This is a genomic window from Cellulomonas sp. HZM (assembly GCF_000708885.1).
Taxonomy (GTDB): Bacteria; Actinomycetota; Actinomycetes; order Actinomycetales; family Cellulomonadaceae; genus Cellulomonas.
On the sequence record NZ_JEOE01000019.1, the window covers coordinates 1 to 23359 of the forward strand.

At 73.1% G+C, this 23359-nt stretch carries 25 protein-coding genes; 3 read left to right on the forward strand and 22 right to left on the reverse strand.

The genetic code is table 11. The features are described 5' to 3' along the window. Positions 1-411: 411 nt before the first annotated feature. From AW16_RS0111110 to AW16_RS0111120, 3 genes are all read right to left on the reverse strand, one after another. On the reverse strand, positions 412-1341 hold the full coding sequence (locus AW16_RS0111110; protein ID WP_029290393.1) for a tetratricopeptide repeat protein: 930 nt from the start codon (positions 1339-1341) through the stop codon (positions 412-414). A 68-nt stretch (positions 1342-1409) separates the two neighbouring features. After that, positions 1410-2453, reverse strand: coding sequence for a hypothetical protein (locus tag AW16_RS0111115; RefSeq protein ID WP_029290395.1), 1044 nt, complete (start codon positions 2451-2453; stop codon positions 1410-1412). Next, positions 2450-4087 (reverse strand): hypothetical protein, encoded by a 1638-nt coding sequence (locus tag AW16_RS0111120; protein WP_029290397.1) that lies wholly within the window; start codon positions 4085-4087, stop codon positions 2450-2452. Before AW16_RS0111120 ends, AW16_RS0111115 begins: the two co-directional genes overlap by 4 nt. A gap of 226 nt (positions 4088-4313) precedes the next feature. On the opposite strand from AW16_RS0111120, the gene AW16_RS17755 reads away from it, so the two are divergent. Together AW16_RS17755 and AW16_RS0111130 are read left to right on the forward strand one after the other, a co-directional pair. Further along, positions 4314-6503, forward strand: a complete 2190-nt coding sequence (locus AW16_RS17755) for a hypothetical protein (RefSeq protein ID WP_231496026.1) — start codon at positions 4314-4316, stop codon at positions 6501-6503. 16 nt (positions 6504-6519) lie between these two features. After that, a complete protein-coding gene (locus AW16_RS0111130) occupies positions 6520-6936 on the forward strand; it encodes a hypothetical protein (protein WP_029290401.1) in 417 nt (138 codons plus the stop codon). Positions 6937-6992: 56 nt separating this feature from the next. Here AW16_RS0111130 and AW16_RS0111135 read toward each other — a convergent pair whose 3' ends face one another. From AW16_RS0111135 to AW16_RS18800, 6 genes are all read right to left on the reverse strand, one after another. Further along, positions 6993-7775, reverse strand: a complete 783-nt coding sequence (locus AW16_RS0111135; protein WP_029290403.1) for an alpha/beta fold hydrolase — start codon at positions 7773-7775, stop codon at positions 6993-6995. After that, positions 7772-8602 (reverse strand): alpha/beta hydrolase, encoded by an 831-nt coding sequence (locus AW16_RS0111140; RefSeq protein ID WP_051681879.1) that lies wholly within the window; start codon positions 8600-8602, stop codon positions 7772-7774. Before AW16_RS0111140 ends, AW16_RS0111135 begins: the two co-directional genes overlap by 4 nt. Before the next feature lie 10 nt (positions 8603-8612). Next, on the reverse strand, positions 8613-9470 hold the full coding sequence (locus AW16_RS0111145; protein WP_034648871.1) for an HAD family hydrolase: 858 nt from the start codon (positions 9468-9470) through the stop codon (positions 8613-8615). Position 9471: 1 nt separating this feature from the next. After that, positions 9472-9786, reverse strand: a complete 315-nt coding sequence (locus AW16_RS0111150) for a hypothetical protein (RefSeq protein WP_029290408.1) — start codon at positions 9784-9786, stop codon at positions 9472-9474. Positions 9787-9821: 35 nt separating this feature from the next. Further along, a complete protein-coding gene (locus AW16_RS0111155; RefSeq protein ID WP_029290410.1) occupies positions 9822-11255 on the reverse strand; it encodes a GH1 family beta-glucosidase in 1434 nt (477 codons plus the stop codon). A gap of 225 nt (positions 11256-11480) precedes the next feature. Further along, a complete protein-coding gene (locus AW16_RS18800; protein WP_051681880.1) occupies positions 11481-11960 on the reverse strand; it encodes a hypothetical protein in 480 nt (159 codons plus the stop codon). On the opposite strand from AW16_RS18800, the gene AW16_RS18140 reads away from it, so the two are divergent. Then, on the forward strand, positions 11846-12394 hold the full coding sequence (locus AW16_RS18140; protein WP_231496027.1) for a substrate-binding domain-containing protein: 549 nt from the start codon (positions 11846-11848) through the stop codon (positions 12392-12394). The genes AW16_RS18800 and AW16_RS18140 overlap by 115 nt on opposite strands. Before the next feature lie 27 nt (positions 12395-12421). Here AW16_RS18140 and AW16_RS0111165 read toward each other — a convergent pair whose 3' ends face one another. The 13 genes from AW16_RS0111165 to atpB form a co-directional block, all read right to left on the reverse strand. Beyond that, positions 12422-13657 carry an N-acetylglucosamine-6-phosphate deacetylase gene (locus tag AW16_RS0111165; protein ID WP_231496028.1) on the reverse strand — a complete coding sequence of 412 codons (1236 nt, stop codon included), beginning with the start codon at positions 13655-13657 and terminating at the stop codon, positions 12422-12424. A gap of 130 nt (positions 13658-13787) precedes the next feature. Further along, positions 13788-14432 (reverse strand): TetR/AcrR family transcriptional regulator, encoded by a 645-nt coding sequence (locus AW16_RS0111170; protein WP_029290414.1) that lies wholly within the window; start codon positions 14430-14432, stop codon positions 13788-13790. Further along, entirely contained in the window at positions 14429-14899 is a 471-nt protein-coding gene (locus AW16_RS0111175) for a hypothetical protein (protein ID WP_029290415.1), read from the reverse strand. Before AW16_RS0111175 ends, AW16_RS0111170 begins: the two co-directional genes overlap by 4 nt. 291 nt (positions 14900-15190) lie before the next feature. Continuing rightward, positions 15191-15886 (reverse strand): endonuclease NucS, encoded by a 696-nt coding sequence (gene nucS / locus AW16_RS0111180; RefSeq protein ID WP_029290416.1) that lies wholly within the window; start codon positions 15884-15886, stop codon positions 15191-15193. Between the two features lie 3 nt (positions 15887-15889). Continuing rightward, entirely contained in the window at positions 15890-16288 is a 399-nt protein-coding gene (locus AW16_RS0111185; RefSeq protein WP_029290417.1) for a DUF2550 domain-containing protein, read from the reverse strand. Positions 16289-16301: 13 nt separating this feature from the next. Further along, positions 16302-16586 carry a F0F1 ATP synthase subunit epsilon gene (locus AW16_RS0111190; protein ID WP_029290418.1) on the reverse strand — a complete coding sequence of 95 codons (285 nt, stop codon included), beginning with the start codon at positions 16584-16586 and terminating at the stop codon, positions 16302-16304. Between the two features lie 99 nt (positions 16587-16685). Continuing rightward, on the reverse strand, positions 16686-18167 hold the full coding sequence (gene atpD, locus AW16_RS0111195) for a F0F1 ATP synthase subunit beta (RefSeq protein WP_029290420.1): 1482 nt from the start codon (positions 18165-18167) through the stop codon (positions 16686-16688). Between the two features lie 50 nt (positions 18168-18217). Continuing rightward, positions 18218-19117: a F0F1 ATP synthase subunit gamma gene (locus AW16_RS0111200; protein ID WP_029290422.1), complete on the reverse strand. Its 900-nt coding sequence runs from the start codon at positions 19115-19117 to the stop codon at positions 18218-18220. Positions 19118-19120: 3 nt separating this feature from the next. Next, positions 19121-20749, reverse strand: a complete 1629-nt coding sequence (atpA, locus tag AW16_RS0111205; RefSeq protein WP_029290423.1) for a F0F1 ATP synthase subunit alpha — start codon at positions 20747-20749, stop codon at positions 19121-19123. An 84-nt stretch (positions 20750-20833) separates the two neighbouring features. Next, entirely contained in the window at positions 20834-21646 is an 813-nt protein-coding gene (locus tag AW16_RS0111210) for a F0F1 ATP synthase subunit delta (RefSeq protein WP_029290424.1), read from the reverse strand. After that, complete coding sequence (locus AW16_RS0111215; protein WP_029290425.1) at positions 21646-22218, reverse strand: F0F1 ATP synthase subunit B; 573 nt, start codon at positions 22216-22218, stop codon at positions 21646-21648. The genes AW16_RS0111210 and AW16_RS0111215 overlap by 1 nt, the downstream gene beginning before the upstream one ends. Next, the gene (gene atpE, locus AW16_RS0111220) at positions 22218-22448 is read right to left on the reverse strand and encodes an ATP synthase F0 subunit C (RefSeq protein ID WP_029290426.1); all 231 of its coding nucleotides are present in this window, start codon (positions 22446-22448) and stop codon (positions 22218-22220) included. Before atpE ends, AW16_RS0111215 begins: the two co-directional genes overlap by 1 nt. 62 nt (positions 22449-22510) lie before the next feature. Next, positions 22511-23305 carry a F0F1 ATP synthase subunit A gene (atpB, locus tag AW16_RS0111225; RefSeq protein ID WP_029290428.1) on the reverse strand — a complete coding sequence of 265 codons (795 nt, stop codon included), beginning with the start codon at positions 23303-23305 and terminating at the stop codon, positions 22511-22513. Positions 23306-23359 lie beyond the last annotated feature (54 nt).

Sequence of the window (23359 nt, forward strand, 5' to 3'; positions counted from 1 at the left end):
CATCAAAGATGAGCCATATGGCATCGACTACTTGGCACACTGTTGAGTTCTCAAGGAACAGACGCGCATCCGATTCAGTCTCTCGACCTGCCCGGAGGCAACCGTTCTAACTTAGCGGAGCCGCTCCAGTTCGTCAACCCGCCTCATCGGCGCGTCGTGGATCTGGTCGAGCTCCATCCGATCGGGTTCAGGGCGCACTGGGTGGCCTGCGATCCGATCGGGGTTGTAGCCGCCTGCGGGACCAGCCACCGGGTTCGATCCCTGGTGTCCGTTCCTCCCTGCCGGGCGACGTCGAGAACATTACGCAGGAGGTCGCGCCAGGAGCAAATCCGCACCGTGGTGACGGCCGCCACATGGCCCCGCTGGCCCTCTGAACTGCGAGGACACCTGCTCGGCGACCGGCGGTGCCCCTCAGTACAGGGCGTTGGCCATCGCCCGGCGGGCGGAGGTGACGCGCGGGTCGGCCGAGCCCACGACCTCGAACAGGTCGACGAGCCGTTGTCGCACCGCGTCCGACTTCGTGGCCGCGAGGAGGTCGACGAGGCGGGCGAACGCGTCGTCGATCTTGCCGCCGAGCACGTCCAGGTCGGCGACGGCCAGCTGTGCTTGCTCGTCGTGCGGCGCAGCCGCGGCCGCTGCGCGGACCGCCTGGAGGTCGGCCCCCCGCGTGCGCACGAGGAGCTGGACCTGGGCCAGGCCGGCGCGTGCGAGGTCGTCGCGCGGGTTCTCACGCAGCGCCTGCTCGTACGCGGCGACGGCCGCGTCGAGGTCGTCGCGCTCGATCGCGTCGTACGCCGCCTGGTGCAGGGGCGGCAGGGGCGGCTCGGGCTCCGGCTCGGGAGCGGCGGAGGTGTCCGCCGGAGTCACGGTCCCCGTCAGGCCGTTCGCCTCCGCGGCGGCGAGCACCTGGTCGATCACGCCGCGGACCTGCTCGCGCGGGGGTGCGCCCTGGTAGAGCGGGAGGGGCTGGCCTGCGAGCACCGCGACCACCGACGGCACGGACTGCGCCTGGAAGGCCGCCGCGACGTTCGGGTTGGCCTCGGAGTCGATGCGTGCCAGGAGCCAGCGGCCCGCGTCCTCGTCGGCGAGGTCGGCAAGGTCGGCGATCGCGCTCTGGCTGACCTCGCTCCACGACGCCCACAGCACGACCACGACCGGGTGCTGCGTCGAGCGCTGGACGAGATCCGGGAAAGACGCCTCGTCGACGTCGACGACGTACGCGCCCGGGGCCGGCAGCCCGCCGGGTGTCCCCGGCGCGGGCGTCGCGGGCCGCGTGAAGGCCGACAGGTCGACGGCACCCCGCGCGTCGAGACGGGGACGGGAACCAGGAGGCTGCGACATGTCGTGATCCTTCGTCGTGGGAGCGGACCGGGCGGAGATCGGCACAGGGGCCGCGCGGCGGCCTGGCGTCAGCTCGCCTTCGCGCCGGTGATGACCGACTCGAAGGCGAGGACGCGCATGTTGTCGTCGCTGCCCTTGGGGGGAACGTAGAGGACGAGCACGTCGGTGGACGTGCGGGTGAAGCTCTTCGAGGCCGTCTTCTTGCCCGACAGCGCGCGGTAGAACGGGTCGGAGATCGGGACCGTCGCACCCTTGAGCGTGATGGTGGTCGCGGCGACCGACGTGATGCCACCGACGACGATCGCGCCGCCGTCGATCGTGCCGAGGCTCACGACCGGCTCGTCGTCAGCCGTGTACGACTCGTCGTACGTGCCCGAGCCCTTGACCGCCTTCTCGTTGCGTGTGCGCAGCTCCTCGATCTCCGTCAGGGACGCGTTCTTCTCGAACGCGTCGGCGTGATCGGACTTGCTGCCGTTCTCGAGCAGGTCGGCGTACTGGTCGAGCGCGTCCTGTGGCGCGACCGTGAGCGCCGACGAGTCGGGCGCCACGACCGGGCTGCCGACCAGCGCGGGCGCGGTCTGCGGCATCTCGGTGCCGGGCAGCAGCCGCGACCAGCCCCACAGCTTGTACTGGGCCCGCGGGTCGTCCTGACGCAGGACCAGGATGCGCTGGGCCTGCAGGTCGTCGGGCTGGTCGGTCACGACCACCTGCGTGCGTGGCCACGAGTCGGTGCGCGGGACGATCGTCGCCTGGGCTGTCGTCGGGAGGGCCGTGGGCTCGCGCTTGCCGTCCGTCGCGTCGGCACGCACGTACTCGGCCCCGCGCATCGTCAGCGCAGGCTCCTCGAGCCGCGGCTTCAGCGCGTCGGCGTCCAGCTTCTTGTCGCCGGCCGCGAGCACGAGGCCGAGCGCGTCGAGGATGCGGTCCGACTGCGCCGGGACGACGGCCGCGGGTGCGACCGCGGGCGCGGGCTCGGGGGACGGCTGCGGCGGCGACGACGCGCACGCCGTGAGCGTCAGGGCCGCGGCGATCGCGACCGCCGCGACGCGAGGTCCGCGACGGCGGCGGGACGGTGCGGCAGCGAGCGGGGAGCGGGCGGGGCGCGCGGTCATCGGTCCTCCCCTGCGTCGGTCGCCGCATCGTTCGCTGCGTCGTTAGCTGCATCGGAGACTGCATCGTCGCCAGCCTCGTCCGTCCCGGACCCCGGCTGGGTGGGCGGCAGGCCCCAGGCGCGACGCCACGCGTCCGCGCGCGAGCCGTGCGCGGGATCCGTCGGGGCGACGACGACCGGCATCGTCTGCGCGAGGTCCGCTGCCGAGGCGTCGGGCTCCCCTGCTGCAGCAGCCGCGGAGGAGGTCGGCGCGGGACTCGACGGCGACGCGGCGGTCGGGGCGTTCGTCCCGCCGGGCAGCCACGTGGGGCGCGCGTGCGGACGGGCCGCCGGCGTGCCCGTGCCCTGGCCGGTGGCGGGGTCGGGGGTCGGCGTCGGCGGCGTCCATGAGCTACCCGCACTCGGCGCGGGCGCCGGGAGCGCGGCGCGCAGCCACGCCGGGCGCGCGGCCTCGGGGGGCGCCTCGGTCTGCCCGGTGCCCTCGGCAGACGACGTCGCGGCGATCCCACGGATCACCTGGGTCGTGTCGTCGGGTTCCCCTGACGCAGCGGACCGGTCGGGCCGGCCCGGCTGGCCAGGCTGAGCCGGCTGGAGGGCGACAGGGTCGGGCACGACCGGGATCGCGCCCGTCCGGAGCGCGCGGCGCGTGAGCGGCTGGGTCGGCGCGACGGGTACCGAGGGCGCGATCGTCGAGACGTCGGGCCTCGCGGGCGGTGCGGCGAGGACTGCCGGGTCCTGGGCAGGGGACTGAGCCGGGGACTGAGCCGGGGCCGGGGAGGTTGCGGGCGGTGCCGCGACGCGCGGGATCGCGCCCGTCCGCGGGCGCGACGACCGTGCCGCCTCCTGCGCCTCGCGGATCTGCCGACGCGTGAGACCAGCCGTCCCTGCGCCCACCGCGGGGATCGCATCGGTCGTCACGGGCTCCCACTGCGCCTCGTCGCCCCCGCGACCACGGAACCGGTCGCGCGCCAGCAGAGCGGCGGCGGCGAGGACGAGGAGCGAGCCGAGGACCACGCACGGCCACAACCACGGCGTCGTGACGACGCGTGGCCACGACAGCGACAGCTGCGGAGCGGTGTCGGTGCCGACTGCGAGGAGCGTCCAACGGCCCGGCTGGGCGGGCCACACGAGGCGGGCGGAGCCGTTGCCCGTCGCCTGGGCGACCCACAGGTCGGAGCCGGTCGGGTCGGCGACGTCGGTCGTGGCCGACTCGTCGGACCTCGAGGTCGCGGTCGGGGTCGGGGTCGCGCCGGTCGTCGCCGTGACTCCCGCCGTCGCCGACGTCGTCGGTCCGGGCGTGGCGCTGCCGGACGGCTTCGTCGTCACCGCGAGCGTGTGCCAGCCGTCGAGGCCCGTGACCGTCGCATGCGACTCGGAACCGACCCAGCCGGTCACGTCGGTGTCCCGGCCGATCGCGAGCACGACGGGCGAGCCGTCGGACGTCGTCGCCCGGACCGTGACGGGGTCGCCCCCGAGCTCGAGCACCCCGGGCGCCGTCACGAGGGTGTGGTTGCCGGTCGGAGCCGTGGCGACGAGCACGTCGTCGGCCTTCCACGCCGTCGCCGACGCGACACCGAGGCCGATGACGACGAGGCCGACGACGCCGGCGGCAGCCGTGATCAGACGATGGGGCACGCAGGGATCCTCTCCGATGGGCGGCTCCAGGATAGGCAGAGGTGCAGGTCGGCACAGAACGGGCCGATGCGCGGACGTGCGGTCGGCGTGCGACGACCATGTGGTCGGGCGGACGGGCCGGTCGCGAGGGTGGCCGACCGCGTATCGTTGGCGGCTGGTCCCGTCCGTGCGTCGTGCGCCCTCGACCGAGGACGCCTCGACGGCGCCGCCCCAGGAGGAAACGCTCGTGCCCGACGCCCGGCCCACCTTCCCCGTCGTCAACTTCCGCGGATACGAGCGCGAGGCGGTCGACGAGCGCATCGCGGCGCTGGAGCAGTCCGTCGCCGAGGCCCGCCGCCAGGTCGAGGCCCTCGACGCGAAGGCCATGCAGTCGTCGGCCGAGCTGGCCGAGGCGCACCGCCAGCTCCGCGAGGCCGAGCGGCCGACGTACTCGGGGCTCGGGTCGCGCATCGAGCAGCTGCTGCGCTCCGCCGAGGAGCAGTCGTCGGACGTCGTCACGCAGGCGAACGCGCAGGCGGCGGACTCGCTCGCACGCGCCAAGCTCTCCGCGGGCCAGCTGCGCGCTCGTGCCGAGAACGAGGTCGCGGAGCTGCTCGCGACCGCGCGGCGTGAGGCCGACGAGGTGCGCACGACCGCGGCGACCGAGGCCGAGAGCACGCTCACCGCGGCCCAGCGGCGCGCCGAGGAGCTCGTCGGCTCGGCCGAGCGCGAGGCCGCACGGATCCAGTCCGCGATCACGACCGAGGAGAGCGAGCGACGAGCGTCGCTCGAGCGAGAGCTGGGCACGCTGCGGGCGAGCGTCGAGAACGAGGCCACGCAGCTCCGGATCGCGACCGAGCGCACGGCGAACGAGCTGCGTACGCGCGCTGAGCAGGAGACCACTGCCCAGCGCGAGCAGGCCGAGCGCTACTCGCAGGACCTGCGCCAGAGCGCCGACGCCGACACCACCGCGCTGCGACAGCAGACCGAGGCGGAGACCGCGAAGCTGCGGCAGGACACGGACCGTTCGGTCGCCGAGCTGCGCTCGCAGGCCGCGTCCGAGATCGCCGCGCTGCGTCAGCAGGCCGACGACGAGACGACGTCCCAGCGCACGCAGGCGCAGGAGTTCGCCGACGCGACCCGCTCCGCCGCCGAGCGCGACGCCGCGGCGCTGCAGCAGCGCGTCGCGACCGAGATCGCCGCGCTGCGTGCGGAGGCCGAGCAGTACGCGGCCTACGTTCGGGCCTCCGCCGACCGCGAGACGGGCGAGCAGCGGGCCGCCGTGGCCGACGAGATCGCTACCGCTCGTGCCGAGCACGAGGCCACGCTCACCAGCATGCGCACCGAGGCCGAGCAGTACTCCGCCGAGCTGCGCGCCGCCGCGGAACGCGAGACCGGCGACCTGAGGGCGCGCGCGCACCACGAGACGACGCACCAGCGCGAGAGCGCCGAGCGCGAGACCACCGAGCTGCGCGACGTCACCGCGCGCGAGGCAGCGGAGCTGCGGGCGAGCGCGGATCGCGAGTCGCGTGAGCTCGCGGACCGTACCCGCCTCGACGCCGAGCGCGTCCTGACCGAGGCCCGCCGATCCGCGGGCGAGACCGTCTCGGGCGCGAAGGCCCGGGCCGAGGAGCTCGTGGCCCAGGCCGAGCAGCGCCTCGCGGACGCCGAGCTGGAGATCGCCGCGAAGCGCGAGGCCTCCGAGCGCGAGGACGCCGAGCGTCACGAGGCCGCACGAGCGGACACCGAGCGACTGGTGCACGACGCCGAGGCGCACGCGGCCGAGGCCGAGGAGCGAGTCGCGAAGGCGCTCGCCCAGGCCGAGAAGGTCCGCGTCGACGCCGAGGCTGGTGCCAAGGAGCTGCTGTCCAACGCGCGGCGCAACGCCGACCGCGTGGTCGCCGAGGCTCGCGAGCACGCCGAGAAGCAGCTCTCGGACGCCATGACCGAGTCGGAGCGCGAGCGCACGACCGCCGCCCGTCAGGTCGAGGACCTCAACCGCCAGCGCGAGTCGATCACCACGTACCTCGACGAGCTGCGCAACCTGCTCGGGCACGACCCCGACCGCGCGGCGCTCGAGCGCGCGCGCCGCGCCGAGGCCGCGTTCAACAAGCAGCAGGAGGCGTCCCCGGCAGGGTCCGGTGGTGCCGCCCGGCCGGCGGCCAAGGCGGCCAAGGCCCGCACGACGAAGGCTCGGCCCGCGCCGGTGTCGGTGGCCGCGAGCGCTGCTGCGCCGCAGGGCGGTGCGGAGAAGGACGGTCCGGAGAAGGACGGCTCGCCGCAGGGCGCTGCGCCGAACGCGGCTCCCGACGGTGCGAAGGACGGCGCGAGCGAGAGTGCGGGCGCTCCCGCGTCGGGTGCGGCGGGCGACGAGGCTGCGAGCGAGCCGTCGGTGGTCCCGCAGGACGAGCAGCCGCAGCCGTCGTCGGCCGACTGAGCACGGCAGCGCGGCGATGACCGACGCCGGGGCGTGGCGCGCGCAGCGCAGCGAGGCCGCCGCCGCGCACGCCGAGGCCCTGCGACGACGCCAGCAGGCCGAGTCCGCGCAGGCGGCGCAGATGCTCGCGGAGTTCGTGGTGCGGGCACGCGTCCACGGGCCCGATCCCGAGCCGTTGCGCGCACGGTCGTCGGACGGGCGGGCGCGGTACCGCACGCCGCTCGTCGGCTGGTACCTGCGGGTGGACGAGAGCGTCGCGGTCGACACCCACGGCCGCTTCTACGTGCTCCGTGCCGCGCCGAGCCTCGCCGCGCGGTTCCGTGGTGTCACGCCGGAGCCGTCGGACCCGCCGCTGGTCCTCGGCGCGGGTGGGCGTGACGGCGAGTCGCTCGACCTGCGCCAGGCGCTCGACCGCGTGCTCGCGCAGCACTGAGCCGCAGGGGCTCGCCGCCGCGACGAGACGGGGCGCGCCGGTCGGCTGGTGCGGGCTCAGCCGGCGTTCAGGCCCGCGTCCGTGCGGCCGACGAGCTCGTCGAGAGCGGCCGCGACCGCGGCCGGCCGTTCGAGCGCCGACAGGTGACCTGCGGCCGGCACGACGACGAGCGGGGCGCTCGCCGCAGCGGCCATGTGCTCTGCCTGGTCGAGCGGCGTCAACGTGTCCTCGGCCCCGACGACCACCACCGCCGGACCGGCGAACGCCGCGAGGACGTCCGTGCGGTCGGGGCGTGCGGCCATCGCGCGCTGGGACCACGCCACACCCGCGGGGGGCTGCTCCTCGATCCACTGCGCGACCTGCTCCTGGAGCTCGGGCCGGGCGTTCCGTGTGCTCGCGCCGAGGAGCGTCTGGGCCATCGGGCGGACGGGGGCGACCGTGCCCTGCTCGTCGGCCTCGGCCGCGATCCGCAGCCGGTTGGCCCGCGCGTCGTCGGTGTCCGCCGTCGACTTGGTGTCCACGAGGCCGAGCGCCGCGACGAGGTCCGGCCGGCGCTCTGCGAGCGCCAGAGCGACGTAGCCACCCATGGACAGGCCCGCCACGACCGCGTGTCCCACCCCTGCGGCGTCCAGCTGCGCCGCGAGTCGATCGGCTGCCGCGTCCACCGACGGCTCCGGGCGGTCGGGAGGCGAGCCCGCGGAGCCCGGCAGATCGACCGCGAGGACCGTGCGGCCCTCCAGGGCGTCCGCGACGTCGAGCCACATGCGATGGTCGAGCGGGAAGGCGTGCAGCAGCACCACGGGCGTGCCCGTCCCGGTGCGGAGCTCGTGGAACGTCATGCGGCGCCCTCGTCCGAGTCGTCGTCGCCACGTTCGTCGAGCTCGTCGGGCGCCCGCGTCACGGCTGGCGGGAGGGCACCGGACGCCGTCTCGCTCGGGCCGTCCCACTCGGTCGGCAGCGGACCGCGCCCCGGCAGCACGTGGCCGACGATCTCGTCGAGCACCCGACGCACCGCGGGCTCCCCCACCCACAGGTGCTTCGCACCGTCGACGCCGATGACCTCGGCCTGCGGCACGCGTGCGAAGCGCCGACGGGCCTCGTCGGGCCGCAGGTAGTCGTCGTGCTCGGGGACGAGCACCACGAGCGGCGTGCCGGTCGCGGCCCACGCGTCCAGGTCGGCGTCGGTCGCGCGGTGCAGCGGCGGCGACAGCAGAAGGGCGCCCTCGATCGCCGGGTCGCGACCGTGCATGAGGGCCAGCTCGGTGCCGAACGACCAGCCGACGAGCCACGGGCGGGGCAGGTCGCGGAACTCGGCGAGCTCGATCGCCGCGGCGACGTCGAACCGCTCCGCCGCACCGCCGTCGAACGCACCCTCGCTCGTCCCGCGAGGGCTCGACGTCCCGCGCGTGTTGAACCTCAGGACCGCGAGGCCCGCGAGCGCCGGCAGCCGCCACGCCGCCTTGCGGAACACGTGCGAGTCCATGTAGCCGCCGTGCGTCGGCAGCGGGTGGAGCGTCACGAGCGTCGCGGTGGGCGGCACCGGCGCGCCGCTCTCGTCGACCGGGAGCGCGAGCTCGCCGACGAGCGTCAGGCCGTCGGCGGTGTGCAGCTCGACGTCCTCGCGCAGCGCGGGCAGGACGGTGAGGGATCGGATGGGGGTGCTCATCACGACGAGCCTAGGACGTGGCGGCGCGACCGGGCGATCCGACGACGAGCGCCGCGGCGTGCTCGAGGACCTGCGCGACGCCGTCCTCGGCGTTCGAGGGGCACGAGTGCGACGCCGCCGCGAGGACCTCGGGGAACGCGTTCGCGACGGCGAACGACGTTCGGGCCCAGCGCAGCATCGGCAGGTCGTTGGGGGCGTCGCCGAACGCCCAGACGTGCTCGCTGCGGATGCCGCGGTCGGCTGCGAGCCGCTGCAAGGTCGCTGCCTTCGTCACGTCGGTCGCCGAGATCTCGCCGAGCCCCGGCGCGCCGGAGTCCGCGACGCGGCCGAGCTCCCCGATCACGGTCGCGACGAGCGACGGGAAGGTCTCGTCCCACGGCGCCGACGTGCGCACGAGGAGCTTGAGCGTCGCGTGCGGCAGCAGCTCCTCGATGCGATCGGCGAACCGCGCCGTCGGCGGCACCGGGTGCGAGTCCACGAAGCCGTGCTCCGCGTCGAAGCCCCGTGCGTGCTCGACGGCGAAGTGGACCGCGTCCGGCCCCCACGCGGTGCGCAGCCGCTCGACGACCGCGGTCACGTCGGCCGCGGACATGCCCTGCTCGGTCAGCAGAGCACCGGTGGCGACGTCGAGCACCGCGGCGCCGTTCGAGCAGATCGCCACCCCGTGGCCGTCCACGTGCTCGGCGAGCTCCTGGAGGCGACGCAGCGGGCGCGCCGAGACGAACACGACGTCGATCCCCGCACCGGCGACCGACCGCAGCGCGTCGCGCGTGCGCGTCGACAGCGTCCCGTCGGGCGCGAGCAGCGTGTTGTCGAGATCGGTCGCGACGAGCCGCGGGGCCGTCGTCGGCCACGTCGGCGAGCCCACGTCAGCGACCCGCCCGTCCGCTCGGTCCGCGCCGCGAGCGCGCGGACCAGCAGGACCGGTGCCAGTGCCGCCGGTCGTCGAGCCCCTGCCCCGGCAGCCCGTCGGAGCGCCAGGCCACGACGTGCGGCGTCCCCGGGGAGACGAGCTGGTCGCAGCCCGGGCAGCGGAACTCGCGGTCGGACCCGCGTACCTGCTGCACGACCCACGCGCCCTGCTCGTCGTCCTCGGTGCTACGACCGCCGGACGCGCGCAGCACGTCGAGCTCGACGTGCTGCGCCGCGTACGGACGCTTGGAGGACCGTCGACCGGAGGGCATGCGTCCATCCTGCCGCGTCGGGGACGCCAGAGCGGTCAGCCCTCGACGGGTGCGATCGTTCGCGTGCGGATGAGGTCCGCGTACCAGCGCGACGAGTCCTTGGGCGTGCGCACGAGCGTGTCGTAGTCGACGTGCACGATGCCGAACCGGCGGTCGTACCCGTACGCCCACTCGAAGTTGTCGAGCAGCGACCACACGAAGTAGCCGCGCACGTCGGCACCCTGGTCCATCGCCTGGCCGACGGCCTCGATGTGGTCGTGCAGGTACGACGTACGCTCGACGTCGTGCACGCGGCCGTCGTCGGTCACGGTGTCGTAGAACGCGGCGCCGTTCTCCGTGATCGCGAGCGGGAGCTCCGGGTAGCGCTTCGACAGGTCGAGCAGCAGCTCGGTCAGGCCGAGCGGCTCGATGTTCCAGTCCATCGCGGTGTGCGGGCCGGGCTGCGGGAGGAACTCGACCTCGGTCGCGCCGACGAACGGGGTGTGCGACGACGTCTTGTGGCCGTCGGGACCGGGCTCGCCGTCGCCCGTCACGGGCGTGCCGTGCTGCACGCGGCCGGTCGAGTAGTAGTTGATGCCCAGCACCTCGAGCGGGACCTTGATGATCTCGAGGTCGCCGTCGCGCACGAAGGACCAGTCCGTGATGTGTGCGGTGTCCGCGAAGACCTCGGGCGGGTAGACGCCCTCGACGACGGGCCGCAGGAACACCTCGTTGGCGATCGTGTCGATGCGGCGCTTGGCCTCGACGTCCTGCGGGGCGTCGCTCGCGGCGCGCGTCACGTGCGTGTTGAGCGTGATGGAGATCGGGGTGTCCTCGCCGAGCACCTCCTTGACGGCGCGAGCCCCCAGCCCGTGCGCGAGGTTGAGGTGGTGGACGGCCTTGAGCGCGGCCTCGTCGTCCGTGACGCCCGGTGCGTGCACGCCCGACGCGTAGCCCAGGAACGCCGAGCACCACGGCTCGTTGAGCGTGGTCCACAGGTGGATGCGGTCCCCCAGCGCCTCGGCCATGATCCGCGCGTAGTCGGCGAAGAGCTCCGCCGTGCGGCGGTTGGTCCAGCCGCCCTCGTCCTCGAGAGTCTGCGGCAGGTCCCAGTGGTAGAGCGTCGCGACGGGCTTGATGCCGGCCTCGATCAGGCGGTCGGCGAGATCGACGTAGAAGTCGACACCCGCCTGGTTGACCTCGCCGGAGCCGGTCGGCTGGATGCGCGGCCACGCGATGGAGAACCGGTACGCCTGCAGGCCGAGGTCCTTCATGATCTCGATGTCCTGCGCGACACGGTGGTAGTGGTCGACCGCGACGTCACCGGTGTCGCCGTTCAGCACCTTGCCCGGGGTCCGGGAGAACGTGTCCCAGATGGAGGGCAGGCGCCCGTCCTCGGCGGCAGCGCCCTCGATCTGGTACGAGGCGGTGGCGGATCCCCAGAGGAACTCGGGGGCGAACTGGCGGCCGGACGGCAGCGTCGTGGTCATGTCTCGCGATCCTTCGTCAAGGCGCACCCCCTGCGGTGCGCGCGGCCCCTCGTCGGGCCTGTCGAAACGTTACGATACACAGCGTGGGAACGCTCCCGCCAGTCCCGCCGCAACACGGGCGACGGCTCGTCGGACCACGCCAGAGAGCGCTCTCTCGTGCGTAAGCATGGCACGACGAGGGGCACAGGCGAGCGCCCCTCGTCGGGCGACCAGGCCGGGGACCCCTCAGACGCCGAGCTCGAGCCCGTCCGCGCCCGCTGCCGGCGCGCTCGGGTCGCCGCCGTGCACCAGCGCGAGCGCCCACGAGCCCACGAGCCCGTGCGCCTCGGCGCGCACGACGTCGCCGTCCCGCCGCACCGTGAACACCGTCTCGGCGTCGCCGCCCCCCACCGCCGGCACGCGGACCAGCACGACGCGCTGCTGCTGACCCAGGACGACCACGCGGGCGTCGAGCGGGTGGCGGCCGGGTCCATGGTGGACGCCGTCATCATGATGGACGTCGAGGCCGACGACGCGCGACTGCCGTTGCTCCGTCGACAGCGACAGCCGGCCGTCCTCGTCGGGCTGCCCCGCGACACGAGCGGGTTCTCGTGCGTCGACCTCGACTTCGAGTCCGCCGCACGAGCGGCCGTCGCGCACCTCGTCGACCTCGGGCACCGGTCCGTCGCACTCGTCGGCTCGCCTCAGGCCGTGCTCGACCGGCACACCACCTACGCCGCGCGCATGGTGCGCGGGTTCACGGAGGAGGCCGCGCGGGCGGGCTGTCGGCGGTGTTCGAGCCGTGCGAGTCGTCCCACGCGGGTGCCGTCGCCGCCGTCGACCGCGTCCTCGCGCGACTGCCCGACGTCACGGGCGTCGTCGTGCACAACGAGGTCGCGCTGCCCGCCGTGCTCACGACGCTGCGCGAACGCGGGCTCTCGGTGCCCGGCGACCTGTCCGTCGTGGCGGTGTGCCCGCAGGACGTCGCCGTGGGCCAGCCTCAGCAGCTCACGTCCGTCGACATCCCGGCCGCCGCGATCGGCGGCGTCGCCGTCGACATGGCCATGGCGCGTCTCGACGGGTCCGAGCTCGCCGAGACACGGCTCATCTCGCCCGTGCTCACGCCGCGCGAGACGACCGGACCGGCGCGCGACGCCTAGCGACGGTCGCTCCCCGGGCGCCCGGGGTCAGGCGACCCAGGCCCCGGCGCGCATCACCCGACGCGGACGCAGGTCCGCGTCCACGACGACGACGTCCGCGCGGCGTCCCGCCGCCAGCGCGCCGATGTCGCGGCGTCCCAGGACCTCGGCCGGGGTCGAGGACGCGGCGCGCACCGCGTCCTCGAGCGGGATCCCCGCCCGCGCGACCTGGCGCACCACGTCGAGAAGGTGCGCCACGCCACCCGCGATCGCGCCCGCCGAGCCGTCCTCGGTGACGATCCGGGCGACGCCGTCCGCGACACGCACGGCCATCGGGCCCAGCTGGTAGTCGCCGTCGGCCATGCCCGCCGCCGCCATCGCGTCCGTCACGAGCGCGATCGAGCCCGGTCCGACCAGGTCGAACACCGCCTTCGTCGTGCCGTCCGCGAGGTGCGTGCCGTCGGCGACGAGCTCGACGACCAGCTCCCCTCGCGCGGCGCCCGCGAGGCACGCGGCGATCGGGCCCGGGTCGCGGTGGTGCAGCGGGCGCATGCCGTTGAACAGGTGCGTCGCGGTCGGACGCGCGCTGCGGGCGCCCCGCGCCGTGGCCAGGAGGTCGAACGAGCGGTCGATCGCGGCCTCGACCTGCTCCGAGCTCGCATCGGTGTGGCCGATCGAGGGCAGCGCCCCGCTCTCGACGAGGGCCGCGAGCACGTCGTCGTCGCCGTCCGCGACACCCGCCGCCTCCGGGGCGATCGTCATGGTCACGAGGTGGCCGCGTGCCGCCTGCGCGATCTCGCGCACCAGCGTCGGGTCTCCGGGGAGCATGTCGTCGGGGTTCTGCGCACCGCAGCGCACGTGCGAGAGGAACGGGCCCTCGAGGTGGATGCCGGCCAGCTCCCCGTCCTCGACCGCGTCCGCGAGCAGCGCCGTGCGCTGCAGGAGCACGTCGCGCGGTGCCGTCACGAGCGACGCGACGAGACTGGTGGTCCCGTGCCGCAGGTGCTCGCGCGCCGCGGTTCGCACCTCGTCGGCGGTCGTCGCGTCGGGGAAGCTCGCTCCCCCGCCCCCGTGGTCGTGCACGTCCACCAGGCCCGGAAGAAGGAGGTCGTCCGTCGCGTCCGGGAGCTGCCACGCCTGCGGGAGACGGTCGCTGCGACCGACCCACACGATCGTCGTCCCGTCGACCACGACGGCACCGTCCTCGAGAACGGTCAGCGGCGTCACGACCCGCCCCCGCAGGACGACGGTCTCGGGCACGGGGCTGCTGCTCGGTGCGATCACGTGCCCATCCTGCCGTGTCTCGGCACCGCGCGGCGCTGTCTCGGCACCGTGCGGCGCTGCGTGAAGCGTTGATGCGCTCACAGCGACCTTTCGCTTCACGCTCGTGCGGCACACGAGTCTTCGGCTCAGGTCACGCGCGTACCGCGCGGAACAGGTCGAGCACCTCCTGGGACGCGCCGCGCAGCACCGGGAGCCTCGAGAGCCGCACCAGGCGGCCGACGAGCGGCGCGGCGCCGTCCACCAGGGTGCGTGTGCGGCGCTGGCCGGGCGAGCCGTCGTGGACCCAGAACAGCGTCACGCCGAGCTGCGCGAGCCACAGGAGCTCGGGCAGCTCGGCGCGCAGGTGGTCCGGGACCGCCGGGTCGGCGCCCGCGACGAGCTCGTCGAGCACGGCACGGGACGTCGTGCGGGCCTCGTCGGACTCGGTGGAGAACGGGCTCGCGGCCGATCCCGGACGGATCGCGACCGTCACGAACTCGGAACCGAAGCCGTGGTACTCCGCGAAGGCGTCCAGGCCCGCGTGCAGCACCCCACGAAGTCTCGTCGTCAGGTCGCCGCCCCGCTCGAGGACGCGTGCGGCCCGCACCGCGTGGTCCCGGTTGACCTCGACGTAGAGCTCCTGGACCAGATGGTCCTTGGAGGGGAAGTAGTAGTTCGCGAGGCCGGTCGCGACACCGGCCTCCTGGGCGATCGCGCGCATCGTCGTGGTCGCGTAGCCGCGCTCGCGGAACAGGCGCAGGGCGGTGTCGCGGACCAGCTCGCGGCTGTTGGTCACACGTACCTCCGGACGTCGGACGCGTCGACGCGCTGGTGCCCGAGCTGGGAGTCGACGTCGGCGTCCTCGACCTCGGGCGGCGCCGCACGACGACCGAGGCGGCGGGCCGCCCTCGCGTGCCACCACCGTGCCGCACCGGCCGTCAGGCCGCCGACGAGCACGGACATCGCAGGGAAGAGACCCCCCGACGACTCGCCTCCCAGGACGACGCCCTGCACAACGACGCCGACGACCGCGCCCACGACCGCGTACAGCGCGACCATCGCGCGCGCGTCGAACCGGCGTCCCACCGCCTCGAGCCCGAGCGCCACGGGGACGCCGAGGATAGCGAGCGCCGGGAGGCCGAGCGCGAGCGAGTAGCCAGCGACGACGACCACGTAGGGGCCGAACGGGAGCCCGACGGCGACGGCGACCGCGAGCAGTGCGACGGCGCCTCGGCCGGCGAGCACGAGCGCATCCTTGAACATGTTCAAAGACTAGCCCCGCCTATCGACCGCGTTCAGCTTCGGGCGGTGCGGTCGAACGTGAAGCGTTGGGCGCCTGTGAGAAGCGGAAAGCTTCACGCCACGCCCCCGGCGGGCGGGGAGGGTCGCGAGGGCGGCGAGGGGCGCGAGGGCCGCGAACTGCGCCGACGCAACGTGGTCACGCGATCGGGGGTGTGCCGCGCGCCGCGACGCGTCGTGGCCAGCCGGGTGGGGTGTCACACGTGCGGTCGCGCGTCGGGCGGGACGCGGCGACCGCCGCAGCGGGCGGCGCGCTCAGAACAGGCGGGAGTCCACGTCGTCGACGCCGCGCATGGCGTCGTAGTCGAGGACCAGGCACGAGATGCCGCGGTCGGTCGCGAGCACACGCGCCTGCGGCTTGATCTCCTGCGCCGCGAACACGCCGCGCACGGGCGCCAGGAGCGGGTCCCTGTTGAGCAGCTCGAGGTACCGCGTGAGCTGCTCGACGCCGTCGATGTCTCCCCGGCGCTTGATCTCGACCGCGACCGTGCCGCCCGCCGGGTCCTTGGCCAGGATGTCGACCGGCCCGATCGCCGTCGGGTACTCGCGACGCACCAGCTGGTGCCCCGTGCCGAGGAGCACGATCTGCGCCGCCAGGAGCTCCTGGAGGTGGGCCTCGACCCCGTCCTTGACGAGCCCGGGGTCGACGCCGAGCTCGTGCGCGGAGTCGTGCAGGACCTCGTACAGGTCGACGACGAGGCGGTCGTCCGACTTCGCGTGCTGGACGGTCCACACCTGCGTGACCCCGGCCGCGCGGGACTCGTCGTCGGGCTCACCCACCGTCAGGGTGCACGGCGGGCTCATCCAGTTGAGCGGCTTGTAGCTGCCGCCGTCGGAGTGCAGCAGCACGCTGCCGTCCGACTTCACCACGACGAGGCGGGTCGCACGAGGCAGATGGGCGTTGAGGCGGCCGCTGTAGCGCGCGGCGCAGGACGCGACGACGAGACGCACGGGTCAGATCACGGTCCCGACGCGCGAGGGCGTCGCCTCGAGCCACGACGTGAGCCCTGCGTACGCCTCGGGCGACATGAGCAACGACCACGAGCGGCCGGCCGCGGAGCACGTGACGACGACGTCCGCACCTTCCGGCACGCGCGAGACGACGCTGAGGGCACGGCGATCCCACCGCAGCCGCGGGCGCGGCGCGAGCGAGTGGCGACGCCACCAGTACAGGTGCTCGGCGCCGTACTGCGCGACGCCCGGGCTCCAGTGCCCCTCGCCGCGGCGGTTCACCGCGCAGCGGAACGACCCGACCCTGCGGTCGAGCGTGTGCGTGCGCGACCAGGCGACGGCGCCGAACGCGACCAGGACGACGACGAGCCCGATCGTGACGATCGCGACGACGCCGTGCACCTGGTGGACGACCTCAGTGCGCGGCGGCCGCGGACTGCGGCTCGGACGACACGGCGTCGACGACGATCGTCGCGCGGTTCTCGTCGAACGACAGGAACCCGCCGTCGACCGACCAGCGCTGCACCGCGCCCTCTCCGGGGTAGACCCGGATCTCACCCGGTCGGAGCACCGCGAGCACCGGCGTGTGGCCGGCCAGGATGCCCATCTCGCCGTCGACCGAGGGCGCGACGAGCTGGCGCGCCGTGCCGGACCAGACCTTGCCGTCGGTCGCGACGAGGTCGATCTCGAACTCAGCCACTGGTCATCCTCCGTTGTTGCCGGGTGGCGCCCCGAGGGCGCCCGGTGTCGAGCGAGTGGTGGGCGCCGGGCCGTCGCGGCCCGGCGCCTCGACCGCTCGTCAGACGCCGTACTCCTTCTGGATGCGGGCCCAGTTCTTCTCGAGGTCCTCGAGCCCGCCGATGTTGAAGAACGCCTGCTCGGCGATGTGGTCGAACTCGCCGGCCGCGATCTTCTTGAACGCCTCGACCGTCTCGGCCACCGGGACCGTCGAACCCTCGACGCCGGTGAACTTCTCGGCCATGTAGGTGTTCTGCGAGAGGAACTGCTGGATGCGGCGCGCACGCGCCACGACCGTCTTGTCCTCCTCCGAGAGCTCGTCGACACCGAGGATCGCGATGATGTCCTGGAGCTCCTTGTTGCGCTGCAGGATCGACTTCACCTGGGTCGCCACGTCGTAGTGGTCCTGGCCCACGTAGCGCGGGTCGAGGATGCGGCTCGTCGACGACAGCGGGTCCACGGCGGGGTAGAGACCGCGCGACGCGATCTCACGGCTCAGCTCGGTCGTCGCGTCGAGGTGCGCGAACGTCGTCGCCGGCGCCGGGTCGGTGTAGTCGTCCGCCGGCACGTAGATCGCCTGCAGCGAGGTGATCGAGTGGCCGCGCGTCGACGTGATGCGCTCCTGGAGGAGGCCCATCTCGTCCGCGAGGTTGGGCTGGTAGCCCACGGCGGACGGCATGCGGCCGAGCAGCGTCGACACCTCGGAACCGGCCTGCGTGAACCGGAAGATGTTGTCGATGAACAGCAGCACGTCCTGCTTCTGCACGTCGCGGAAGTACTCCGCCATCGTGAGCGCGGACAGGGCGACGCGCAGACGCGTGCCCGGCGGCTCGTCCATCTGGCCGAAGACGAGGGCGGTCTTGTCGAAGACGCCCGCCTCCTCCATCTCGACGATGAGGTCGTTGCCCTCACGCGTGCGCTCGCCGACACCGGCGAACACCGACACACCGCCGTGGTTCTGGGCGACGCGCTGGATCATCTCCTGGATGAGGACGGTCTTGCCGACGCCGGCACCACCGAACAGGCCGATCTTCCCGCCCTGGACGTACGGCGTGAGCAGGTCGATGACCTTGATGCCCGTCTCGAACATCTGGGTCTTGCTCTCGAGCTGGTCGAAGGCCGGGGCCTTGCGGTGGATCGGCCAGCGCTCGGTGATCTCGAGGGTCTCGCCCTCGGGCAGGTTCAGGACGTCGCCGGTCACGTTGAAGACGTGGCCCTTGGTGACGTCACCGACGGGGACCGAGATCGGCGCGCCCGTGTCGGTGACCTGCGCGCCACGGACCAGGCCGTCGGTCGGCTTGAGCGCGATCGCACGCACGAGCGAGTCGCCCAGGTGCTGCGCGACCTCGAGGGTCATCGTGAACGTGCTCTCGCCCTCGCCCTGGCTCGTCAGGTCGATGTCGACCGTCAGCGCGTTGTAGAGCTCGGGGAGCTGGTCCGCCGGGAACTCGATGTCCACGATCGGGCCGATGACGCGGGCGACCCGTCCCACGCCGGGCGTGCCGGCGGTGGCGGCCGTCTCGTCGACGGTGGTGGCGGTCATGTCTGGCCTCGCTTCGTTGGGGTGTCTCGCGGGTGTCTGGGTCAGGTCCGTCAGGAGGCCGAGGCGAGCGCGTCGGCGCCCGAGACGATCTCGCTGATCTCCTGGGTGATCTCGCCCTGACGCGCCTGGTTGGCGAGCCGGGTGTACATGCGGATGAGGTCCTCCGCGTTCTCCGTCGCGGTGTGCATCGCGCGCTGGCGGGCGGCCAGCTCCGAGGCGGCCGCCTGCAGCAGGCACGCGTAGATGCGGGCCCGCACGTAGCGCGGCAGGAGCGCGTCGAGCACCACGGCCGGCTCCGGCTCGAACTCGTAGAGCGGGAGCTGGTCAGCCGCGTCGTGCGTCTCGACGCCCTCGACGACCTCGAGCGGGAGCATCCGGATCACCCGGGCCTGCTGCGAGACCATGTTGACGAACTGGGTGAACACGACGTGCACCTCGGCCACGCCGCCCTGGTCCGCCGGAGCCGTGAAGGCACCGAGGAGCGCGTCCGCGATCTCGCCGGCGACCTCGGTGCTCGGCGCGTCCGAGTGACCGGACCACTCGCCCGCGAGCTCGCGCCCACGGAACGTGTAGTAGGTGACCGCGCGCCGCCCGGACACGTAGAGGGCCACCTCGCGACCCTCGTCCGTGAGCCGCTGGACGAGCCGCTCGGTCTCACGGATGACGTTCGCCGAGTAGGCACCGGCCATGCCGCGGTCCGAGGCGATCACCAGCACCGCGACGCGGTTCGTGTCCGTCCGGTCCACGAGGAACGGGTGGGACACGTTCGTGTGCGTCGCCACGGCCGACACGGCACGGGTGATCGCGCGCGAGTACGGCGTCGCCATCGTGACCCGGTCACGCGCCTTGCCGATGCGGGACGCGGCGATGAGCTCCTGCGCCCGGAACATCTTCTTCAGCGACTGGGTCGACTTGATGCGTTGCTTGTAGATGCGCTGCAGACCGGCCATGGATCAGGCCTTCTTCTGGCGGACGATCTGCTCCTGCTCGACGTCCACGCCCTCGGCCTCGTCCTCGCCGCCGACGAGCGGCGAGCCGTCGAACTTGAGGAAGCCGTCGCGGAACGTGTCGACCGCGTCCGACAGGGCCTTCTCGGTCGACTCCTCGAGCTTGCCCGAGGACGCGATCGTCGAGAGCACGTCGGTGTTGCGGCGCAGGTGGTCGAGCAGCTCGGACTCGAAGCGGCGGACGTCCTCGATCGGGACGTCGTCCAGCTTGCCCTTGGTGCCGGCCCAGATCGACGCGACCTGGTCCTCGACCGGGTACGGGCTGTACTGACCCTGCTTGAGCAGCTCGGTCAGGCGCGAGCCACGCGCGAGCTGCGCACGGCTCGTGGCGTCCAGGTCGGACGCGAACATCGCGAACGCCTCGAGCGAGCGGAACTGCGCGAGGTCGAGCTTCAGCGTGCCCGAGACCTGCTTCATCGCCTTGACCTGTGCGGCACCACCGACACGGGACACCGAGATGCCGACGTCGACGGCGGGACGCTGGTCCGCGTTGAACAGGTCCGACTGCAGGAAGATCTGGCCGTCGGTGATCGAGATGACGTTCGTCGGGATGTACGCCGAGACGTCGTTCGCCTTGGTCTCGATGACCGGCAGGCCCGTCATCGAGCCGGCACCCAGCTCGTCGGAGAGCTTCGCGCAGCGCTCGAGCAGGCGGGAGTGCAGGTAGAAGACGTCACCGGGGTACGCCTCGCGGCCCGGCGGGCGACGCAGCAGGAGCGACACGGCGCGGTACGCCTCGGCCTGCTTCGACAGGTCGTCGAACACGATGAGGACGTGCTTGCCCTGGTACATCCAGTGCTGGCCGATGGCCGAGCCGGTGTAGGGCGCGAGGTACTTGAAGCCGGCCGGGTCGGACGCGGGGGCCGCGACGATCGTCGTGTACTCGAGCGCGCCGGCCTCCTCGAGGGCGCCGCGCACCGACGCGATGGTCGAGCCCTTCTGGCCGATGGCGACGTAGATGCAGCGGACCTGCTTCTCCGGGTCGCCCGTCGCCCAGTTGTCCTTCTGGTTGATGATCGTGTCGATCGCGATCGCCGTCTTGCCCGTCTGGCGGTCGCCGATGATCAGCTGGCGCTGGCCACGGCCGATCGGGATCATCGAGTCGATCGCCTTGAGGCCGGTCTGCAGCGGCTCGTGCACCGACTTGCGGGCCATCACGCCGGGGGCCTGCAGCTCGAGCGCGCGGCGCCCCTCGGTCTCGACCGGGCCGAGACCGTCGATCGGGTTGCCCAGCGGGTCGACGACGCGGCCCAGGTAGCCGTCACCGACGGCGACCGAGAGCACCTCGCCCGTACGGCGGACCTCCTGGCCCTCCTCGATGCCCGTGAACTCACCGAGCACGACGACGCCGATCTCGCGGACGTCGAGGTTCAGCGCGAGGCCGAGCGTGCCGTCCTCGAACCGCAGCAGCTCGTTGGCCATGGCGCCCGGCAGGCCCTCGACCTGCGCGATGCCGTCGCCCGAGAGCGTCACACGGCCGACCTCTTCGGACACCGCACCGGTCGGCTCGTACGACTTCACGAAGCTGTCCAGCGCGGCCCGGATCTCCTCCGGCCGGATCGTCAGCTCAGCCATTGCTCTTCTCCTCGTCCTTCGCACGGGTCCCGTGCGGTGTGGCATGTCGTGGTGCGCACCTGGCGGCGCGCGGCTTGTCGCCCGTCAGCTCGCCAGCTGTCGGCGCGCGTCCGCCAGTCGGCTCAGGACCGTCGAGTCGACGACGTCCGGTCCGACCTGGATGCGCAGTCCGCCCAGCACGTGGGCGTCGTGCACCTCGTTGATCTGCACGGCGCTCCCGTAGGCGCGCCCGAGGATCGTGGCCAGACGCTCGCGCTGCGCCGGCGTCAGCGGCGTCGCCGCCGTGACCGTCGCGACCTTGCGGTTGCGCCGCTCGGCGATGAGGTCCGCCAGGTGGCCGAGCGTCGCGACGTACCGCCGGCCGCGCGGCGCGGCCGCCGCACGACGCGCGAGCGCCGTCGTGGTCTGGTCGGCCCGACCCGCGAGGATCTTGTCGACGAGCTCGGCACGCGCCGCACCGGGGATGCGGTCGTCGAACAACGTCTGACGCACCTCACGCTGCCCGTGCAGGGCGCGCACGAGGCGGAACAGCTCCTCCTCGACGCGGTCGAGCGCACCGCGTGCGTCGGCCGATGCGAGAAGCGCGTGGAACCCGAGGCGCTCGGCGGCGTCGCCGAGGTCCGCCTCGGCCGACCAGCGCGCGCTCACGAGACCCTCGACCGCCTCGACGACCGCGGGCTCCGCGCCGTCGAGCAGGCGCCGCACGAGCGCCACCTTCGGCTCCGCCGGGATCGACGGGTCCGCCAGGGTCCGGCGCAACGAGCCGGACTGGTCCAGCGCGTCGACGAGCACGAAGAGCTGCTCGCCGAGCGCCGAGGCCTGTGCCCCGGCAGCCTGGAGCGCCGGCTCGAACCGGTCCTCCGCGGCCGCCAGCGCGGCCCGACTCGTCCCTCGCATCAGTTCCCCTTACCTGCGTCCGCCGCCGTGCTGGCCTCGAGGTCGTCCAGGAAGCGCTCGACGACACGCGACTGGCGCGCCTCGTCCTCGAGCGACTCGCCGACGATCTTCGACGCGAGCTCGGTCGCGAGCGCGCCGACCTCGGTGCGCAGCTGCACCTCGGCCTGCTGCCGCTCGGCCTCGATCTGGCGCTGCGCGTTCTCGACGATCCGCGCCGCCTCGGCCTGCGCACGCGTGCGCGACTCCGCGACGATCGCGGCGCCCTCGGCACGCGCCTCCTCGCGGATGCGCGCCGCCTCGGTGCGCGAGTCCTGCAGCTGGTGCTGGTACTCCTCGAGCGCCGCAGCGGCCTCGGCCTGCGCGGTCTCCGCCTTGGCGAGCCCGCCCTCGACCAGCTCGGTGCGCTCGTCGAGCACCTTCTGGATCTTGGGCAGCGCGTACTTGAGGAAGACGAACGCGAGGATGACGACGATGACCAGCGACCAGACGATGTCGTAGGTCTCCGGCAGCAGCGGGTTGGGGGTCTCCGCCTCCTCCGCTGCGCTGAGGAGACCTGCGACCTGGGCGCCGATCACTTGAAGATGAAGGGGGTGACGAGACCGAGCAGACCGAACACCTCGATGAACGCGAGGCCGATGAACATGAGCGAGCGCAGCTGGCCGGACATCTCCGGCTGGCGGGCCATGCTCTCGATGGTCTTGCCGAACAGGATGCCCAGGCCGATGCCGGGGCCGATGGCCGCGAGGCCGTAACCGATGACGGCGAGGTTGCCGGAGATCTCCACTGAGGTGGTTCCTTTCATCTGCGCGCCGCTCGGCGCGTCCGGGGTGGGGCGTCGGTCCCCTACGGACCGTCCGCGTCGGTCTAGTGCTCGGGCTCCACGGCCATCTGCAGGTAGACGGCCGTCAGGATGGCGAAGACGTAGGCCTGCAGCGCGGCGACGAACACCTCGAGCAGGTAGAACGCGAAGCCGGCGACGAACGTCACCGCGCCCAGCGGCTTGAGCGTCGCGGCGGCGTGGAAGAACAGGAACGACGTCGCCGAGAAGCACAGCGCGAGCAGCAGGTGCCCGGCCATCATGTTGGCGAAGAGTCGGATGGTCAGCGTGGCCGGGCGCAGCAGGAAGGCCTGCAGGAACTCGACCGGCGTGAGCACCAGGTACACGGGCTTGGGCACCCCGGGCGGGAACAGCTGCCCCTTGAGGAAGCCACCCACGCCCAGCGCGCGCACACCGTCGACGAGGTAGAGCGCGAACACCCAGAGCGCGAAGATCAGCGGCAGGCCGATGACCGAGGTGCCGGCGATGTTCAGGAAGGGCACGACGCCCGTGATGTTCAGGAAGAAGACCGAGAACAGGATCGTCGTGATGACCGGCGCGTACTTGTCCCCGAGCTTCTTGCCCAGGACGTCGTAGGCGATGCCCTTCTTCGCGAAGTCCATGACCATCTCGATCATGACCTGGAAGCGACCGGGCACCAGCGTCGCGCGCTTGGCGGCGATCACGATGATCGTCACGAGGACCGCGGTGGCGATGAACCGGACGATCATGACGCGGTTGATCTCGAACGGCGTGCCCTCGAAGAGCACCGCCGGCGGGAAGAAGTCCGCGAGCGACGGCGCGTGGAACTCGCTCCCGCTGTCGTCGGCGGCGAGCGGCATGATCGTCGCGAGGCTGAACAGGGCGGTCTCCTGAAGTCGTGGCGCTTGGCCGCG

Coding starts and splice junctions, on each gene's coding strand:
- AW16_RS0111110 (WP_029290393.1), bottom strand. CDS start 1,341: ATGTCGCAGCCTCCTGGTTCCCGTCCCCGTCTCGACGCGCGGGGTGCC.
- AW16_RS0111115 (WP_029290395.1), bottom strand. CDS start 2,453: ATGACCGCGCGCCCCGCCCGCTCCCCGCTCGCTGCCGCACCGTCCCGC.
- AW16_RS0111130 (WP_029290401.1), top strand. CDS start 6,520: ATGACCGACGCCGGGGCGTGGCGCGCGCAGCGCAGCGAGGCCGCCGCC.
- AW16_RS0111135 (WP_029290403.1), bottom strand. CDS start 7,775: ATGACGTTCCACGAGCTCCGCACCGGGACGGGCACGCCCGTGGTGCTG.
- AW16_RS0111140 (WP_051681879.1), bottom strand. CDS start 8,602: ATGAGCACCCCCATCCGATCCCTCACCGTCCTGCCCGCGCTGCGCGAG.
- AW16_RS0111150 (WP_029290408.1), bottom strand. CDS start 9,786: ATGCCCTCCGGTCGACGGTCCTCCAAGCGTCCGTACGCGGCGCAGCAC.
- AW16_RS0111155 (WP_029290410.1), bottom strand. CDS start 11,255: ATGACCACGACGCTGCCGTCCGGCCGCCAGTTCGCCCCCGAGTTCCTC.
- AW16_RS0111175 (WP_029290415.1), bottom strand. CDS start 14,899: ATGTTCAAGGATGCGCTCGTGCTCGCCGGCCGAGGCGCCGTCGCACTG.
- atpD (WP_029290420.1), bottom strand. CDS start 18,167: ATGACCGCCACCACCGTCGACGAGACGGCCGCCACCGCCGGCACGCCC.
- AW16_RS0111200 (WP_029290422.1), bottom strand. CDS start 19,117: ATGGCCGGTCTGCAGCGCATCTACAAGCAACGCATCAAGTCGACCCAG.
- atpA (WP_029290423.1), bottom strand. CDS start 20,749: ATGGCTGAGCTGACGATCCGGCCGGAGGAGATCCGGGCCGCGCTGGAC.
- AW16_RS0111210 (WP_029290424.1), bottom strand. CDS start 21,646: ATGCGAGGGACGAGTCGGGCCGCGCTGGCGGCCGCGGAGGACCGGTTC.
- atpE (WP_029290426.1), bottom strand. CDS start 22,448: ATGAAAGGAACCACCTCAGTGGAGATCTCCGGCAACCTCGCCGTCATC.
- atpB (WP_029290428.1), bottom strand. CDS start 23,305: ATGCCGCTCGCCGCCGACGACAGCGGGAGCGAGTTCCACGCGCCGTCG.